15 protein-coding genes are annotated in these 13,445 nt (G+C 61.9%); 13 read left to right on the top strand and 2 right to left on the bottom strand.

Features of this window, described 5'->3' with window-relative positions; translation table 11 throughout:
* Positions 1 to 121 precede the first annotated feature (121 nt).
* Entirely contained in the window at positions 122 to 778 is a 657-nt protein-coding gene (locus EFD56_RS30620) for an invasion associated locus B family protein (protein ID WP_029531606.1), read from the bottom strand.
* A gap of 315 nt (positions 779 to 1,093) precedes the next feature.
* Between EFD56_RS30620 and coxB the strand changes: the two genes are divergently transcribed.
* From coxB to EFD56_RS30585, 8 genes are all read left to right on the top strand, one after another.
* Positions 1,094 to 1,978 (top strand): cytochrome c oxidase subunit II, encoded by an 885-nt coding sequence (gene coxB / locus EFD56_RS30615; protein WP_012482931.1) that lies wholly within the window; start codon positions 1,094 to 1,096, stop codon positions 1,976 to 1,978.
* An 18-nt stretch (positions 1,979 to 1,996) separates the two neighbouring features.
* On the top strand, positions 1,997 to 3,697 hold the full coding sequence (gene ctaD / locus EFD56_RS30610; protein ID WP_037143774.1) for a cytochrome c oxidase subunit I: 1,701 nt from the start codon (positions 1,997 to 1,999) through the stop codon (positions 3,695 to 3,697).
* Positions 3,698 to 3,765: 68 nt separating this feature from the next.
* Positions 3,766 to 4,716 (top strand): heme o synthase, encoded by a 951-nt coding sequence (locus EFD56_RS30605; RefSeq protein WP_064819348.1) that lies wholly within the window; start codon positions 3,766 to 3,768, stop codon positions 4,714 to 4,716.
* A complete protein-coding gene (locus EFD56_RS32860; RefSeq protein WP_004672998.1) occupies positions 4,716 to 4,856 on the top strand; it encodes a hypothetical protein in 141 nt (46 codons plus the stop codon). The genes EFD56_RS30605 and EFD56_RS32860 overlap by 1 nt, the downstream gene beginning before the upstream one ends.
* Positions 4,853 to 5,461, top strand: a complete 609-nt coding sequence (locus EFD56_RS30600; protein ID WP_064817616.1) for a cytochrome c oxidase assembly protein — start codon at positions 4,853 to 4,855, stop codon at positions 5,459 to 5,461. The genes EFD56_RS32860 and EFD56_RS30600 overlap by 4 nt, the downstream gene beginning before the upstream one ends.
* A gap of 62 nt (positions 5,462 to 5,523) precedes the next feature.
* Positions 5,524 to 6,402, top strand: coding sequence for a cytochrome c oxidase subunit 3 (locus EFD56_RS30595; protein ID WP_004673003.1), 879 nt, complete (start codon positions 5,524 to 5,526; stop codon positions 6,400 to 6,402).
* A 177-nt stretch (positions 6,403 to 6,579) separates the two neighbouring features.
* The gene (locus EFD56_RS30590) at positions 6,580 to 7,776 is read left to right on the top strand and encodes an IS4 family transposase (RefSeq protein WP_126907046.1); all 1,197 of its coding nucleotides are present in this window, start codon (positions 6,580 to 6,582) and stop codon (positions 7,774 to 7,776) included.
* A 432-nt stretch (positions 7,777 to 8,208) separates the two neighbouring features.
* The gene (locus tag EFD56_RS30585) at positions 8,209 to 8,691 is read left to right on the top strand and encodes an HIT family protein (protein ID WP_126907045.1); all 483 of its coding nucleotides are present in this window, start codon (positions 8,209 to 8,211) and stop codon (positions 8,689 to 8,691) included.
* 40 nt (positions 8,692 to 8,731) lie between these two features.
* On the opposite strand, the gene EFD56_RS30580 is transcribed toward EFD56_RS30585, so the two are convergent.
* Positions 8,732 to 9,373: a chloramphenicol phosphotransferase CPT family protein gene (locus EFD56_RS30580; protein ID WP_126907044.1), complete on the bottom strand. Its 642-nt coding sequence runs from the start codon at positions 9,371 to 9,373 to the stop codon at positions 8,732 to 8,734.
* A gap of 120 nt (positions 9,374 to 9,493) precedes the next feature.
* Here EFD56_RS30580 and EFD56_RS30575 point away from each other — a divergent pair, with 120 nt between their 5' ends.
* From EFD56_RS30575 to rnhA, 5 genes are all read left to right on the top strand, one after another.
* Entirely contained in the window at positions 9,494 to 9,874 is a 381-nt protein-coding gene (locus tag EFD56_RS30575; RefSeq protein WP_016734578.1) for a DUF983 domain-containing protein, read from the top strand.
* The gene (locus EFD56_RS30570) at positions 9,867 to 10,622 is read left to right on the top strand and encodes an SURF1 family protein (protein WP_126907043.1); all 756 of its coding nucleotides are present in this window, start codon (positions 9,867 to 9,869) and stop codon (positions 10,620 to 10,622) included. Before EFD56_RS30575 ends, EFD56_RS30570 begins: the two co-directional genes overlap by 8 nt.
* Positions 10,623 to 10,685: 63 nt before the next feature.
* Complete coding sequence (ispH, locus tag EFD56_RS30565; protein WP_004673008.1) at positions 10,686 to 11,687, top strand: 4-hydroxy-3-methylbut-2-enyl diphosphate reductase; 1,002 nt, start codon at positions 10,686 to 10,688, stop codon at positions 11,685 to 11,687.
* 80 nt (positions 11,688 to 11,767) lie between these two features.
* Positions 11,768 to 12,733 carry a homoserine kinase gene (locus EFD56_RS30560; RefSeq protein ID WP_064819349.1) on the top strand — a complete coding sequence of 322 codons (966 nt, stop codon included), beginning with the start codon at positions 11,768 to 11,770 and terminating at the stop codon, positions 12,731 to 12,733.
* Positions 12,730 to 13,185: a ribonuclease HI gene (rnhA, locus tag EFD56_RS30555; RefSeq protein WP_010032196.1), complete on the top strand. Its 456-nt coding sequence runs from the start codon at positions 12,730 to 12,732 to the stop codon at positions 13,183 to 13,185. Before EFD56_RS30560 ends, rnhA begins: the two co-directional genes overlap by 4 nt.
* The last annotated feature ends 260 nt before the right edge of the window (positions 13,186 to 13,445 follow it).

Raw genomic sequence — 13,445 nt, 5'->3', positions numbered from 1 at the left:
CCACCGAGGGTGCCGCCTGGATGCTCGGGTCAAGCCCGACCATGACGGAGAGTGGGGTGAGCCTTTGGCGCAAGTACAGCGACGGGTGAGGGGCGGACCCGCGGCAGGCGGCCAGCTGCCCTTACGGCAGCGCGTCAAAACCCTCAGCAAAACCCTTGAGGTCGACGGGGATGCCGATGCCTTCTTCCGGGGTCTGGAAGACGATGAAGGTTGCCTGGGCGCCGCTGCGGAAGGTCTTCAGCAACTCGTCCTCGAGCACCACCTCGGCATAGCAGCCATCGGCGAAGCAGCGCACGAAATAGGCGCGGCCGATATCCTTGCCGTCGACATTGAGGCCGAGGCCGTTCGGCAAGAGCACGCCGAGCGGTGCGAGCACGCGCAGAATCTTCGACTTGCGGTCGGCCGTCTTGAGGACGACGACGGAAAGGCCGACCTCCGGCCGGTCCTCGGCGATGACGTTCTGCATCAGCGCGCATTGTTCGGTCGAAGCCCCGGCCGGCTTGTCGCAGACAACAGACCAGGCGCCATGATTGGATTTCACCGTGCCCGGCGCCTGCGGCTGCGTCTGGCCGGGCGTCGCCGGTTCGACTTTCGGGCTGGCGGCGTTCGGCTGCTGCGGGGCGGGGGCAGGGGCGGCCGGTGCTGGTGTGGTGGGCGTGGCCGGAACGGGTTGCTGTGCGAAAACGGGCGTCGCCGCGGCAGCCGCGATGCTGACAGTCACGACGAGCGACTGCGCGAGGGAACGGAAACCCATGAAAACCTCTGGATATCGAATCATTGCGGCTATTGTTGAAGCTGCCCACCGGAAATGAAAAGCCCCACCCCGTGAAAACCGGGGGACTGCGGCAGAAATTGGACCTTTTGGCAAGAATGTGCGGCGGCCGGATTGGCCGGAAAGGCGTTTTTTCATATGCTGATGAAAAACTTGGGATGTTTTGCCGCCCAAGCCTGCCTGCTGTTTAAGCAAAAATGCCGCATAGACAATTGCTCTGGCCTGTTGCGGCAAATGCCAAACTGTGGTTTGAAGCGCTGAAGATGGCAAGGATTCTGCATTGGTTTTGCAGGTCAAGCGCTCGAGGGAGATAATAAGGTGATGAAGAAGGCTTATGCAGCTCTGACCGCGCTGGTCTGTCTGCTTTTTGCTTCCGGCACATATGCCGACCAGCCGAAGCCGTGGCAGGCGACGCTGCAGCCGGCGGCGACGCCGATCATGCGGGAAATCCACTGGTTCGAACAATATACGCTGTGGTTTATCGTTCCGATCACGCTCTTCGTTCTGATCCTGCTCATCGTCGTCTGCGTCAAGTTCCGCGCTAGCGCCAACCCGGTGCCTTCGAGAACGAGCCACAACACGCTGATCGAGGTCATCTGGACCGTGGGGCCGGTCCTGGTGCTGCTGCTTCTCGCCATTCCCTCCTTCAACCTGCTGACGGCGCAGCTGACGCTGCCCGAAAACCCCGACGTGACGATCAAGGCGACCGCCACGCAGTGGCAGTGGAACTATGAATATGAAGGTTCGGGCGACAACCCGCTCGCCTTCGATTCCTACCTCTTGAAGGATCAGGACCGTGCCGCCGCCGGCAAGGAAGACAAGTCGATCTATCCCAGGCTTCTGGCTGTCGACAACGAGCTGGTCCTGCCCGTCAACAAGACGGTGCGCGTCCTCGTGACCGCAGCGCCGACCGACGTCATCCACGCTTTCGCCATGCCGTCCTTCGGCATCAAGATCGACGCCGTGCCGGGCCGCCTCAATGAGACCTGGTTCAAGGCCGAGCGCGAAGGCCTGTTCTACGGCCAGTGTTCCGAGCTCTGCGGCAAGGACCATGCGTTCATGCCGATCGCCATCCGCGTCGTCTCCGAGGACAAGTACAAGCAGTGGCTGAGCGCAGCCGCCAGCGACCTGCCCGGCGCCTACAAGACACTCATGGCCGCAACCGATGGTCCCGCAAAGACCGTCGACGTCGCCGAAGCACAGTAATCAAAGGGGATCGGGACAATGGCTGGACCTTCCGCTCACGACGATCATTCTCACGGTCATGCCCATGATGACCACGCCCATGATCATGATCACGATCACGGGCACAAGCCGAGCTTTGTCAATCGCTGGCTGTTTTCGACCAACCACAAGGACATCGGCACGCTCTACCTGATCTTTGCGATCATTGCCGGCATCATCGGCGGCGCGCTGTCGGTGGCCATGCGCATGGAGCTGCAGGAGCCGGGCATCCAGATCTTCCACGGCCTGGCCTCGATGGTCTACGGCTACGAGGGCGATGCTGCGATCGACGGCGCCAAGCAGATGTTCAACATGTTCACCACCGCGCACGCGCTGATCATGATCTTCTTCATGGTCATGCCGGCGATGATCGGCGGTTTCGCCAACTGGATGGTGCCGATCATGATCGGCGCCCCCGACATGGCCTTCCCGCGCCTGAACAACATCTCCTTCTGGCTGATCGTTCCAGCCTTCGCGCTGCTGCTTCTGTCGATGTTCGTCGAAGGCCCGGCAGGCGCCTACGGCACCGGCGGCGGCTGGACGATGTATCCGCCGCTGGCGACGAGCGGCACGCCGGGACCGGCGGTCGATCTGGCGATCTTCGCGCTGCACATTGCCGGCGCCTCGTCGATCCTCGGTGCGATCAACTTCATCACCACGATCCTCAACATGCGCGCTCCCGGCATGACGCTGCACAAGATGCCGCTGTTTGCCTGGTCGGTGCTGATCACCGCCTTCCTGCTGCTCTTGTCGCTGCCGGTTCTGGCAGGCGGCATCACCATGCTGCTGACCGACCGTAACTTCGGCACCTCCTTCTTCTCGCCGGAAGGCGGCGGTGACCCGATCCTCTACCAGCACCTGTTCTGGTTCTTCGGTCACCCCGAGGTCTACATCCTCATCCTGCCGGGCTTCGGCATGATCAGCCACATCATCTCGACCTTCTCGAAGAAGCCGATCTTCGGTTACCTCGGCATGGCCTATGCCATGGTCGCGATCGGCGCCGTCGGCTTCGTCGTCTGGGCTCACCACATGTACACGGTCGGCCTGTCGCTCGACGCGCAGCGCTACTTCGTCTTCGCGACGATGGTCATCGCCGTTCCGACGGGTGTGAAGATCTTCTCCTGGATTGCGACGATGTGGGGCGGCTCGATCTCGTTCCGCACGCCGATGCTCTGGGCGATCGGCTTCATCTTCCTGTTCACGGTCGGCGGCGTCACCGGCGTCCAGCTTGCCAATGCCGGTCTCGACCGGTCGCTGCATGACACCTATTACGTCGTGGCGCACTTCCACTACGTTCTGTCGCTCGGCGCCGTCTTCGCGATCTTCGCCGGCTGGTATTACTGGTTCCCGAAGATGACCGGTTACCTCTATAGCGAATTCCTCGGCAAGCTGCACTTCTGGGTCATGTTCATCGGCGTCAACCTGGTGTTCTTCCCGCAGCACTTCCTCGGGCTCGCCGGGATGCCGCGCCGCTACATCGATTATCCCGATGCCTTTGCCGGCTGGAACTACGTGTCGTCCGTCGGCTCCTACATCTCGGCCTTCGGCGTGGTGATCTTCCTCGTCTGCGTCTTCGAAGCCCTGGCCAAGAAGCGCGTGGCCGGCGACAATCCGTGGGGCGAGGGTGCAACGACGCTCGAATGGCAGCTGCCTTCGCCGCCGCCCTATCACCAGTGGGAACAGCTGCCGCGCATCAAGTAAACTGCGCGGATAACAGGACGCCGCATCTCGATACGGCGTCCTGGCATTGAGACATTCAGGACGGAATGATGACGGTCATCGACAATCACGAGGCGCTTGCAAAGGACGGCGAATTGTCGGAAGCGAGCGCACGCGATTACTTCGAACTCTTGAAGCCACGGGTGATGTCGCTCGTGGTTTTCACCGCTTTTGCCGGCCTGGTGCTGGCGCCGGGCCACATCAATCCGGTCCTCGGCCTGATCGCCATCCTCTGTATTGCCGTCGGCGCCGGCGCTTCCGGTGCGCTCAACATGTGGTACGACGCCGATATCGACGCCATCATGAGCCGCACCGCCAAGCGTCCGATCCCGGCCGGCCGCATCGCCCCCTCCGAGGCGCTGGCCTTCGGCCTGGTGCTGTCCTGCTTTTCGGTCGTCATTCTCGGCCTTGCCGTCAACTGGCTGTCGGCCGGCATCCTCGCCTTCACCATCTTCTTCTACGCCGTCATCTACACCATGTGGCTGAAGCGCTCGACGCCGCAGAACATCGTCATCGGCGGTGCTGCCGGCGCCTTCCCGCCGATGATCGGCTGGGCCTGCGTGACGAATTCGGTGACGATCGAAAGCACCGTGCTCTTCCTGATCATCTTCCTGTGGACGCCGGCGCATTTCTGGGCGCTGGCGCTCTTCAAGATGCGCGACTACGAGGCCGTCGGCGTGCCGATGCTGCCGAATGTTTCCGGCGAGCGGGTGACCAAGCATCAGATCGTCGCCTATGCGGTGCTGACCGCGATCTGCGCGGTATTGCCGTCCTACCTCGGCTTCGCGAGCTTCGCCTACGGCCTCGTCGCCGCCGCCCTCGGCGTGATCTTCATCTACTGTTCCATCGCCGTCTGGCGCATGCCCGACGGCGATCTGAAGATGATCCCGGCAAAGAAACTGTTCGCCTTCTCGATCTTCTATCTCTTCGCCATCTTTTCTGCCCTGATGATCGACCGGCTGGCTGCCATGCTGGTCTCGTATGCGGGAGGCTCGTTCTGATGGATCTCGTCAAGCTCACCGAAAAGCAGATGAAGTCGCGCCGCAACCGCAACATCGCCCTCGGGCTGGTGCTCGCCGGCCTCGTCGTGCTTTTCTATGCGATTACGATCGTGAAGATCGGCGGGGGAATGGCCGGATGAGCGACAAGGCCGCCGCACCGAAAAAGCAGGGACGCAACAACGGCGCCGTCGTGCTGATGTGCCTGAGCTTCGTCTTCGGCATGGGTGCGATGAGCTATGCCGCCGTGCCGCTCTACCGCATCTTCTGCCAGGTGACCGGTTATAACGGCACGACGCAGCGCGTCGAGCAGATGTCGAGCGTCGTGCTCGACCGCAAGATGCGGGTGACCTTCGACGCCAATGTCGCGCCGGGCCTGCAGTGGGATTTCAAGCCGGTCGAGCGCGAGGTCAATCCGCGGATCGGCGAAACCATCCAGGTCAAGTTCACCGCCGAGAACCGCTCGAACGAGACCCAGCGCGGCCAGGCGGTATTCAACGTCACGCCGGGCGAGGCGGGCGTCTATTTCAACAAGGTGCAATGTTTCTGCTTTACGGAAACGGACCTGAAGCCGGGCGAGAAGCTCGAAATGCCGGTGGTGTTCTACATCGATCCGGAAATCGTCAAGGCGGTGGAATCGAAGGATATCCACACGGTGACGCTGTCATACACGTTCTACCCGAAAGAGGGCCCGAAGCCGCTGGCTTCGAACGAGGGTGGAGCGGAGAAGGTTGAAAAGAAACTTTGATCAAGGCCCGTTTCCGGCTATGCCGGGAGCGGAGTGAAGGAAGACATCCGGGGATAGCTGACATGGCCGATGCGCATCAGAAGAATCACGACTATCACATCATCGACCCGAGCCCGTGGCCGATTCTCGCCTCGCTCGGCGCCTTCATCATGGCGATCGGCGGCGTCTGCTATATGCGCTACCTCAATGGCGGCTCGTTCAAGGTCGCCGGCGCCGAACTCGCCAATCCCTGGCTCTTCTATATCGGCCTCGTGCTGGTTCTCTACGTCATGTACGGCTGGTGGGCCGATACGGTGAAGGAAGCCCATGAGGGCGCCCATACCCGCGTCGTCTCGCTGCACCTGCGCTACGGCATGATCATGTTCATCGCTTCGGAAGTGATGTTCTTCGTCGCCTGGTTCTGGGCCTATTTCGATGCCAGCCTGTTTCCGAACGAGGCGATCCAGGCCTCGCGCATGGCCTATACCGGCGGCGTCTGGCCGCCGAAGGGCATCGAGGTGCTCGACCCCTGGCACCTGCCGATCTACAACACCGTCATCCTGCTGCTGTCCGGCACGACGGTCACCTGGGCGCACCATGCGCTGCTGCACAATGACCGCAAGGGCCTGATCCAGGGCCTGACGCTGACCGTGCTGCTCGGCATCTTGTTCTCCAGCGTGCAGGCCTACGAATATGCCCACGCCCCGTTCGACTTCAAGAATTCGATCTACGGCGCGACCTTCTTCATGGCGACCGGCTTCCACGGTTTCCACGTGCTGGTCGGCACGATCTTCCTCTTGGTCTGCCTGCTGCGCGCGCTGCGCGGCGACTTTACCCCGAAGCAGCATTTCGGCTTCGAGGCGGCCGCCTGGTACTGGCACTTCGTCGACGTCGTCTGGCTGTTCCTGTTCTTCTGCATCTACGTCTGGGGCGGCTGGGGCGCACCTCTCGCAGCTGGTTGATTGCAGCGATGTTCAAGTGAAAAGGCGGGCTTCAGCCCGCTTTTTTGTGTGTAGTTCCCCACGCTCGCTGATCCCACGGCTGTTCGATTAGCGCCGAAAGCTGCCCCTCACCCTAACCCTCATATGCGCTAGGTTTAGCCCTGGACATGATGAATCTGCTTATGATTCAAGCTTGGGATGAAGATTCGTCCTGAGATTTTGGATCATTGGCCGGAAGTGAGCGCGCGGCTTCCGGCTGGTTTTGACTTGGAAGCAACGGCGCGGTTGCGCGGTGCCTTCACGCGGGTGCGGGAAATCAAGAACGCCGAGACGCTGTTGCGGCTGGCGCTTGCCTATGGCGGCCTTGGCATGTCGTTGCGCGAGACCTGTGCATGGGCCGAAGCGGGCGGGATCGCGCGGCTGTCCGACCCGTCGCTGCTTGAGCGGCTGTGCAAAGCAGCCCCTTGGCTTGGCGACATCGTGGCCGCGCTGATTGCCGAACAGACCAAAGTGCCGGCGGGGCGTTGGGCGGGATATCGCTTGCGTGCGCTCGACGGAACGTCGATCTGTCACCCAGGTGCCGACCGCACGACATGGCGGTTGCATGTCGGCTACGACCTCGCAACGGCTCAGGTCGATCAGCTTGAGTTGACCGACATCCACGGTGCCGAAAACCTCCAGCGCCTGACCTACGCAGCCGGTGATATCGTGCTGGCCGATCGCTACTATGCAAGGTCGCGCGACCTGCGGCCCGTGATCGATGCCGGTGCAGACTTCATCGTGCGGACCGGCTGGAACTCGTTGCGCCTGCTGCAGGCGAACGGCGAGCCCTTTGATCTGTTTGCCGCGCTCGCCGCTCAGCAGGAGCAGGAAAGTGAACTGACGGTCCGTATCCACGAAGGCGTGAGGGTGACGGCGCCACTGCTTCTGCGCCTCGTTGTCCGGCGCAAGGATCCGCAACAGGTGCAAGCCGAGCAGGCGCGCCTGCTCAAGGCCGCCCGCAAGCAGGGCAAACAACCTGATCCGCGCAGCCTGGAGGCGGCGAAATACATTCTGCTGCTGACCTCGCTGCCGGCCGCTACCTTTCCGCCCGCCGATATTCTCACTCTCTATCGCTTCCGCTGGCAAATCGAGCTGGCGTTCAAGCGGTTCAAAAGCCTGGCCGGCCTCGACAACTTGCCGGCCAAGAAACCGGAATTGGCGCAGGCATGGCTCTACGCCAGATTGATCGTTGCCATCATTGCCGAACAGATTGCCGGGCAAGTTCCGGACTCTTCCCCCTCTGGATGCACCAACCCCAAAGCCAAGCCCGTCGCGCTGGCGTCTCATGAAGATTGCCCTGAGTACCGTCTGCACCGCCATCCGGGGACCACTGCTGTGGCAGGCTGTCTGTAATGTCTTCACCCGAAGTCGGCGCAACCTCTGTGAGCCGTCACGCCGACGCCGAAAACAATGCGACGATCTAAATGCCCGCCTAACCTAGCGCATATGACCCTAACCCTCTCCCCGTAAACGGGGCGAGGGGACGTGCCTTGCAAGAGGTCAGCGGGGGACGGAGAGGTTGCGGCAACCCTCCTTCGCCCCGCAAGCGGGGAGAAGGTGCCGGCAGACGGATGAGGGGCTCGTCCCCTCCATCGCTTGATACAAGACGAAACGCGTGCATGGATGCTCGGGTCAAGCCCGAGCACGACGGAGAGTGGGGCATACGATTGGCAAAAGCCGAACACTCATCCCGTGCTTTGTCATCGATAAGGATTTGCCTGACCGGGGAGAGATCAAGGGTGCTCTGTCCGCAAAATTCCTGAATTCATTTGAGGAGTAGGCAATTTGGAGATTCCCGATCGTTTTCATGTTGCCGAAACGGATGGATGGCTGGTGAACCATCGGATGAATTCCGCTCTTCCCGGTTATCTCATGATCAGTTCGAAGACGGACACGAATGATCTTTCCGAATTGTCCGCAGCCGCGTTGCAGGAGCTTGGTCCGTTGCTGGCGACAGCGCAGGACGTATTGAAGCGGAAACTGGGAGCGCAGCGCGTTTACATTGGCCGCTACGGACATTCCCCCGGCTATCCCATCCATTTTCATATCATTCCGATCTACGATTGGGTGGAGGAACTGTTCTGGAAAGACAGCCGCTATCGCGTGCTGCAGAATTTTGCCGACGGACCGGGGGAAACTCCGACGGATGGCGCTGAGCTGACGCTGTTCGTCTGGCGCGAGTTTTGCGAGCGCGCGGAGCCGCCCCGGGTCGAAGGGCGATCCGTCACGCAGACCATCGAATTGCTGCGGGAGGCAATGCGACCTTGATCGCCAAAGGTCTCCTACAACTGCTGACGTTCGATCGCCATCAACGCCCGTCAGCGATCCGTTCGAACGCCGAGGGTGCGGGGATGCCGAGATCGAGTTGATGGCGGATTGCCTCGGCGCATTCGCGGGCGGTCATCACCGACGTATCGACCTCCATGTCGTAAATGCCCGGCCGATGCACTTCGTCCTGCCAGCGCTGCACCGGTTCGGGAACCGGCATGTCGTCGGCGGCGCGGAGATAGAGCGTCTCGCGGCCCTCCTGGGCAACCTCGCGCCGCTGCATGATCGTCTCGATCGGACAGCGCACGCCGACGAACAGCACGGAAAATCCATTGAGGCGCCGGGCGCAGTCGCCAAGTATGCCGAGCGGCTGCGAATAGCTGTCGTGATGGCCGAGATCGGCGACGACATTGAGGCCGAGCCCGGCATGGATGGCGATCGACTCGTAAAGTGCGGCATAGAGGAACGGTATCAGCTCTTCGAGATCCGGCCGCTCGCCGCCCGGCCTGAGGCCGATGCCCGGCAGGTAGCGCTGCGGCGTCATGGCATTGTAGCTGTCGACGCCGAGGTTGATCCACGGGCCCTCGAATTCGTCCTGGATTGCCCGGGCGATGCTGGATTTGCCGCTTCTGGGCGCACCGTTCAAAATAATGATATGTCCGGCATGGCTGTCGTTGGTCATCAGTCTTCTTCTTCTGTTTGGCGCGAATCGGTGAGGCGAAACCGCGCAGGCCTTTCCATTCGGGATGCGAATACTTTATGGGAGAGTTAAGGCAGCAATGGAATTGTCAGAAGGAATGGCATGAACGAGGACAGCGCGCATTTTCCCCCTGTCGATCCTGTTAGAACAGGCATCAAGGGCTGCTGCCCGCGCTGCGGCCAAGGCAAGCTGTTCGATGGCCTGCTCGGCGTAAAGCCGCGTTGCGCCTCCTGCGGTCTCGACTATTCCTTCGCCGATTCCGGCGATGGTCCCGCTGTCTTCGTCATCCTTATCGTCGGCTTTATCATCATCGGCATGGTGCTCTGGCTACAGGTGAATTATGGCCCGCCGATCTGGGTGCATATCCTGCTGTTCGGGCCGCTGACCATTATCCTGTCGCTGCTGACGCTGCGCTGGTTCAAGGGCATCCTCATTGCCATGCAATATCGCCATAATGCCCGCGAGGGACGCCTGAGTGACTGATATCGACCGTGCCGCGCCGCGCCGCCGGCTGCCTGTGATAACAGGCATTCTGGTGCTGATCGCCCTTGCCATCCTGATTTCGCTCGGAACCTGGCAGGTGCAGCGCCTCCACTGGAAGGAAGGCCTCCTCGCCGACATCGCCGCGCGCCAGGCTGCTGGCCCCGTGCCGCTGGCCGATATCGAGGCGATGGCGGCATCTGGCGGCGATATCGAATACCGCAAGGTCACCGCCTCCGGCCGCTACATCAACAACAAGGAGCGGCACTTCTTCGCCACCTGGCGCGGCCAGACCGGCTTTTACGTCTATACCCCGCTCGAGCTTGCCGATGGGCGTTTCCTCTTCGTCAATCGCGGCTTCGTTCCCTATGAGAAAAAGGAGCCGGAAATGCGCATGCAGGGCCAGTTGACGGATCAGCAGACCGTCACGGGTCTCGCGCGGGCAAAACTTCCCGGCAAGCCCTCCTCGCTGGTGCCCGACAATGACGTCGCCAAGAACATCTTCTACTGGAAGGACCTCGACGTCATGGCCGAGAGCGTCGGGCTGGAGAAGGGGCGCGTCATCCCCTTCTTCGTCGATGCCGATTCGACGCCCAATCCGGCCGGCCTGCCGATCGGCGGCGTCACCCAGGTCGATCTGCCGAACGACCATCTGCAATATGCTTTCACCTGGTACAGCCTGGCCGCCGTGCTCGTCGTCGTGGTAGCGATCTCCTGGTTCCGCAAGTCAGGCAAGCAGCCGGCGCAATAGTATTGCTTCAATTCTCGGCCATATTGGGCTAGAGGTCCCTAACCCTCTCAATCCGGAACAGACATGAACATTGCGGCGAAACCTCCCTTGACGATCAGGCTCTGCGGGCCGCGCGGCTTCTGCGCCGGCGTCGACCGTGCCATCCAGATCGTCGTGCTGGCGCTGAAATCCTATGGCGCGCCGGTCTATGTGCGCCACGAGATCGTCCACAATCGTTATGTCGTCGAGGGGCTGGAGGCCAAGGGCGCCGTTTTCGTCGAGGAACTGGACGAGATCCCGGCCGAACATCGCGCCCAGCCGGTGGTCTTCTCCGCCCATGGCGTGCCGAAATCCGTGCCGGAGGATGCGGCAAGCCGCAACCTCTTTTATCTCGACGCCACCTGCCCGCTGGTCTCCAAGGTCCACAAGCAGGCGATGCGCCACAATCGCCTCGGCCGCCATGTCGTCCTGATCGGCCACGCCGGCCATCCCGAGGTGATCGGCACCATGGGCCAGCTGCCCGAGGGTTCGGTTTCTCTGATCGAGACGATCGAGGATGCCGACGCCTATGCGCCCGCCGATCCGGACAATCTCGGCTATGTCACCCAGACGACGCTGTCGGTCGACGACACCGCCGGCGTCATCGCCCGCCTGCAGCAGCGCTTCCCCAACCTGACCGCGCCGGCCGCCGATTCGATCTGTTATGCGACGACCAACCGCCAGGAAGTGGTGAAGCAGGCGGCCCCCGGCTGCGATCTCTTCATCATTGTCGGCGCACCGAATTCCTCCAATTCCAAGCGCCTCGTCGAAGTGGCGCTGAGGGCAGGGGCGAAGAAATCGATCCTCGTGCAGCGCGCCGCCGAACTCGACTGGGACGAGATCGGCGCGATCTCGACGCTCGGCCTTTCCGCCGGCGCTTCCGCCCCGGAGGTCATCGTCAACGAGATCATCGAGGCCTTCCGCGCCCGCTTCGACGCGCGCGTCGAACTGGCCGAAACGGTGCAGGAAACCGAGAATTTCCTGGTCAACCGCGAATTGCGCAGCATCGAGCTGACGGCGGCCGACATGGCCTTCGTCAACGGCTGATCCCCATATTGAAACCTTATCGACGCCGGATGGTCGATCCGGTGACCGAACAACAGCAATGCATGAAGGCGAGACCTCACTTGGCAGTCTATACCGATATCGCCGAAGACGATCTGAAGTGGTTCCTGACCGAATATGACGCGGGAAGCCTGCTCTCCTACAAGGGCATCGCCGAAGGTGTCGAAAATTCCAATTTCCTGCTGCACACCTCCAAGGAGCCGCTGATCCTGACGCTCTATGAGAAGCGCGTGGAAAAGACCGATCTGCCCTTCTTCCTCGGCCTGATGCAGCATCTTGCGGCCCGCGGCCTCTCCTGCCCGCTGCCGCTGCCGCGCCGCGACGGCGCGCTGCTCGGCTCGCTCTCCGGCCGCCCGGCGGCGCTGATCTCCTTCCTCGAAGGCATGTGGCTGAGAAAGCCGGAGGCAAAACATTGCCGCGAAGTCGGCCGGGCGCTCGCCCAGATGCATGTGGCCGGCGACGGTTTCGAGCTGAAGCGCCCGAATGCGCTGTCGATCGACGGCTGGCGGACGCTGTGGGAAAAATCCGAGGCGCGCGCCGACGAGGTCGAGCCCGGCCTGCAGCATGAGATCCGCGGCGAACTCGATTTCCTCGCCGCAGCCTGGCCGAAGGGTCTGCCGGCCGGCGTCATCCATGCCGACCTCTTTCCCGACAATGTCTTCTTCCTCGGCGATCAGCTCTCGGGCTTGATCGATTTCTATTTCGCCTGCAACGACCTGCTCGCCTATGACGTTTCGATCTGCCTGAATGCCTGGTGCTTCGAAAAGGACGGCGCCTACAACATCACCAAGGGCACGGCGATGCTCGAGGGTTACCAGAGCGTGCGCCCCTTGAGCGGCGAAGAGATCGCCGCGTTGCCGGTGCTGTCGCGCGGATCGGCGCTGCGTTTCTTCCTGACGCGGCTCTATGACTGGCTGACGACGCCGGAGGGCGCCATGGTCACCAAGAAGGACCCGCTCGAATATCTGCGCAAGCTGCGCTTCCATCGCCAGATCGGCTCGGCCGCCGAATACGGATTGAGCCTATGAAACACGTCGATATCTTCACCGACGGCGCCTGCTCCGGCAATCCCGGCCCCGGAGGCTGGGGCGCCGTGTTGCGTTATGGCGACGTCGAAAAGGAGCTTTGCGGCGGCGAGGCGGACACGACCAACAACCGCATGGAACTGCTGGCGGCAATCTCGGCGCTGCAGGCCCTGAAGACCCCTTGCGAGGTCGATCTCTATACCGACAGCGCCTACGTCAAGGACGGCATCTCCAAGTGGATTTTCGGCTGGAAGAAAAACGGCTGGAAGACATCAGACAAGAAGCCGGTGAAGAATGCCGAGCTCTGGCAGGCGCTGGAAGAAGCCCGCAACCGCCACAAGGTGACGCTGCACTGGGTCAAGGGCCACGCCGGCCACCCGGAAAACGAACGCGCCGATGAACTTGCCCGCCGCGGCATGGAGCCGTTCAAGAAGGGCAAGGCGGTTTCGTTTTAAGGGTGCGGCTTTGTCGTCGCGCACCTATCCCTATCATTGCGCTCACGGCGTGATGTGCCCGTCGGTCCAACCCAATCTCCGTCATGCTCGGGCTTGACCCCATAGGCGCTAACTTATCCGTCGATGTGCGATTGCGCGCCGCCTTCGCGGCGGCTCTCGCAGTCGATGGAGCAGCTGGCCGATGGCGATCGGCCTGATGGCGGCGTGCAAGACGGCGATAGAGATGTTGGTAATGGCGATGGCGACGAGACGCCAGATCG

Source organism: Rhizobium phaseoli (assembly GCF_003985125.1).
Classification (GTDB): Bacteria; Pseudomonadota; Alphaproteobacteria; order Rhizobiales; family Rhizobiaceae; genus Rhizobium; species Rhizobium phaseoli.
The sequence above is the reverse complement of the archived record's forward strand: the minus strand, read 5'-3'. Positions and strand labels throughout refer to the sequence as shown.

What these genes read in the sequence shown, in the direction of transcription:
- EFD56_RS30595 (WP_004673003.1), top strand. Translation starts at nt 5,524, where the DNA reads ATGGCCGATGCGCATCAGAAGAATCACGACTATCACATCATCGACCCG.
- EFD56_RS30590 (WP_126907046.1), top strand. Translation starts at nt 6,580, where the DNA reads ATGAAGATTCGTCCTGAGATTTTGGATCATTGGCCGGAAGTGAGCGCG.
- EFD56_RS30620 (WP_029531606.1), bottom strand. Translation starts at nt 778, where the DNA reads ATGATTCGATATCCAGAGGTTTTCATGGGTTTCCGTTCCCTCGCGCAG.
- coxB (WP_012482931.1), top strand. Translation starts at nt 1,094, where the DNA reads ATGAAGAAGGCTTATGCAGCTCTGACCGCGCTGGTCTGTCTGCTTTTT.
- ctaD (WP_037143774.1), top strand. Translation starts at nt 1,997, where the DNA reads ATGGCTGGACCTTCCGCTCACGACGATCATTCTCACGGTCATGCCCAT.
- EFD56_RS30605 (WP_064819348.1), top strand. Translation starts at nt 3,766, where the DNA reads ATGACGGTCATCGACAATCACGAGGCGCTTGCAAAGGACGGCGAATTG.
- EFD56_RS30580 (WP_126907044.1), bottom strand. Translation starts at nt 9,373, where the DNA reads ATGACCAACGACAGCCATGCCGGACATATCATTATTTTGAACGGTGCG.
- ispH (WP_004673008.1), top strand. Translation starts at nt 10,686, where the DNA reads ATGAACATTGCGGCGAAACCTCCCTTGACGATCAGGCTCTGCGGGCCG.
- EFD56_RS30575 (WP_016734578.1), top strand. Translation starts at nt 9,494, where the DNA reads ATGAACGAGGACAGCGCGCATTTTCCCCCTGTCGATCCTGTTAGAACA.
- rnhA (WP_010032196.1), top strand. Translation starts at nt 12,730, where the DNA reads ATGAAACACGTCGATATCTTCACCGACGGCGCCTGCTCCGGCAATCCC.
- EFD56_RS30600 (WP_064817616.1), top strand. Translation starts at nt 4,853, where the DNA reads ATGAGCGACAAGGCCGCCGCACCGAAAAAGCAGGGACGCAACAACGGC.
- EFD56_RS32860 (WP_004672998.1), top strand. Translation starts at nt 4,716, where the DNA reads ATGGATCTCGTCAAGCTCACCGAAAAGCAGATGAAGTCGCGCCGCAAC.